General features: G+C 61.9%; 3 protein-coding genes and 1 pseudogene. 3 read left to right on the top strand and 1 reads right to left on the bottom strand.

The window, feature by feature from the left end; translation table 11 throughout:
• The first annotated feature begins 67 nt into the window (after positions 1-67).
• Entirely contained in the window at positions 68-862 is a 795-nt protein-coding gene (locus tag EN994_RS27190) for a thymidylate synthase (RefSeq protein ID WP_024501420.1), read from the top strand.
• A gap of 11 nt (positions 863-873) precedes the next feature.
• On the opposite strand, the gene EN994_RS27195 is transcribed toward EN994_RS27190, so the two are convergent.
• Positions 874-1,083 (bottom strand): molybdopterin-binding protein, encoded by a 210-nt coding sequence (locus EN994_RS27195; RefSeq protein ID WP_024501417.1) that lies wholly within the window; start codon positions 1,081-1,083, stop codon positions 874-876.
• Between the two features lie 161 nt (positions 1,084-1,244).
• On the opposite strand from EN994_RS27195, the gene modA reads away from it, so the two are divergent.
• Both modA and EN994_RS27205 read left to right on the top strand, forming a co-directional pair.
• Positions 1,245-2,039 carry a molybdate ABC transporter substrate-binding protein gene (gene modA / locus EN994_RS27200; RefSeq protein WP_063168281.1) on the top strand — a complete coding sequence of 265 codons (795 nt, stop codon included), beginning with the start codon at positions 1,245-1,247 and terminating at the stop codon, positions 2,037-2,039.
• Positions 2,040-2,054: 15 nt separating this feature from the next.
• Positions 2,055-2,442, top strand: a pseudogene (locus EN994_RS27205) (ABC transporter permease subunit); the annotation flags it as partial.

Below are 2,442 nucleotides of genomic sequence, written 5' to 3' on the forward strand. Positions count from 1 at the left end.
GCTTTGTGGTGTTCGATCGCCCGTCTGTCAGTTATGATGGCTGGACAACCGAATCGAGCCGGAACCGATGCGCCAGTATCTCGACCTCCTGCAGCACGTGCTGGACAACGGCGCCGACCGCGGCGACCGCACCGGCACCGGAACGCGCTCCGTCTTCGGCTACCAGATGCGTTTCGACCTGGCGCGCGGCTTTCCCGTCACCACAACCAAGAAGCTGCATCTCAAGTCGATCATCCATGAGCTTCTGTGGTTCCTGGCCGGCGACACCAACATCAAATATCTCACCGACCATGGCGTCTCGATCTGGGACGAATGGGCCGACGAGAATGGCGATCTCGGCCCGGTCTACGGCAAGCAGTGGCGTTCCTGGCCGGACGGCCATGGCGGCTCGATCGACCAGATCGCGAATCTTCTCAAGGAGATACGCAGAAATCCTCAATCGCGGCGGCTGATTGTTTCGGCATGGAACCCAGCCGAGGTGGAAGCGATGGCGCTGCCGCCCTGCCACTGCCTGTTCCAGTTCTATGTTTCGGAAGGGCGGCTTTCCTGCCAACTCTACCAGCGTTCCGCCGATATCTTCCTTGGCGTGCCGTTCAACATCGCGTCCTATGCCCTGCTGACCTTGATGGTGGCGCAGGTGACAGGGCTGAAACCCGGCGATTTCGTCCACACACTTGGCGATGCGCACCTCTACTCGAACCATTTCGAGCAAGCACGCGAACAGCTGCGGCGCACGCCGAGGACGCTGCCGACGATGTGGATCAATCCGGAGGTGAAGGACCTCTTCGCCTTCCGTTTCGAGGATTTCCGGCTGGAAAACTACGTCGCCGACGCGTCGATCAAGGCGCCGATCGCGGTCTAAGGCCGCAAATTTCAGTCGATGCCGACCATCACGTCCGAGGCTTTGACCACGGCATAGGCCTGCTTGCCCTTTTCGAGCTTGAGATCGGCGACGGCCTCGTTGGTGATCGAGGCGGTGACGATGGCGCCGCCGCCAATGTCGATCCTGACATGCGAGGTGGTGGCTCCCTTGACGATCTCGGCGATCGTTCCCTTGAGGACGTTGCGGGCGCTGATCTTCACCGGAGTTTCCTTTCCAAGGTTTCTTTTCCCGGTCTTACCAAAACAATTGGTGTCGTACAGACGCTTTCATGAGGCGCCGGGCCTTCCCTTGTTATATTCATACGGATATATCGGTCAGCAGGCTTCGAGCCGGCCGGATTTCAAACCAGGGAGAGTTTTCCATGACGCGCACAGGTTTTGGATCTAGGGCGATCGCCATTGGCGGTTTGGCTGCGGCGCTGATGGCAGTCGTGCCGGCAGCGCATGCGGAAGACAAGGTGGTGGTGTTTGCCGCAGCCAGCCTCAAGGACGCGCTCGACGCGGTGAACAAGGCCTGCGAGGTCGATGTCGGCGAGGCGGCGACTGTCTCCTATGCCGCGAGCTCGGCGCTGGCCAAGCAGATCGAGGGCGGGGCGCCTGCCGACGTCTTCATCTCGGCCGATCTCGACTGGATGAAATATCTCTCCGACAAGAAGCTGACCAAGCCGGACACCGAAGTGAAGCTGCTCGGCAATCAGATCGTGCTGGTGGCGCCGAAGGACTCGGCGGTCGACACCAGGATCGAGAAGGGTTTCGACCTCGCCAAGCTGATCGGCGACGGCAAGCTCGCCATGGGAGATTTCAAGGCGGTGCCGGCCGGCAAATACGGCAAGGCCGCGCTTGAATCGCTCGGCGTCTGGTCCTCGGTCGAGGGCAAGGTGGCGCAGGCCGAAAACGTGCGCGCGGCGCTGAAACTGGTTTCGACGGGCGAAGCCGCCCTTGGCATTGTCTATGCCACCGACGCGCATGCCGAAAAGGGGGTCAAGGTGATCGGCACCTTCCCGGAGGATTCGCATCCGCCGATCATCTATCCGGTTGCCCAGACCGCCGATTCGAAGGACAAGGATACGCCGGCTTTCCTGAAATGCCTGCAGTCGGCCAAGGCGGCCGCGCTGTTCAAGGATCAGGGATTTACCGTGCTCGCGCCGAGCAACTGAGTTCCAAGGGGCACTATGAACTGGCTGCTGGACCTCACTCCCGACGAATGGAATGCGGTCCGGCTGTCCATCAAGGTGGCAACGGTGGCGATGCTCGCCAGCCTGCCGCCGGGCATCTTGATCGCGCTTCTGCTTGCCCGGGGACAGTTCTGGGGCAAGACGGTTCTCAACGGGCTGGTGCATCTGCCGCTGATCCTGCCGCCGGTGGTGACCGGCTATCTGCTGCTGCTCACCTTCGGCCGGCGCGGTCCGGCCGGTGCCTTCCTGGCCGAGCATTTCGGCATCGTCTTCTCCTTCCGCTGGACAGGTGCGGCGCTGGCTTGCGGCGTCATGGGCTTTCCCCTGATGGTGCGGGCGATCCGGCTGTCGATCGAGGCGGTGGACCGTAGGATGGAAGCGGCGG

The sequence above is a fragment of the Mesorhizobium sp. M7A.F.Ca.CA.002.09.1.1 genome, from assembly GCF_003998555.1.
GTDB classification, from domain to species: Bacteria; Pseudomonadota; Alphaproteobacteria; order Rhizobiales; family Rhizobiaceae; genus Mesorhizobium; species Mesorhizobium ciceri.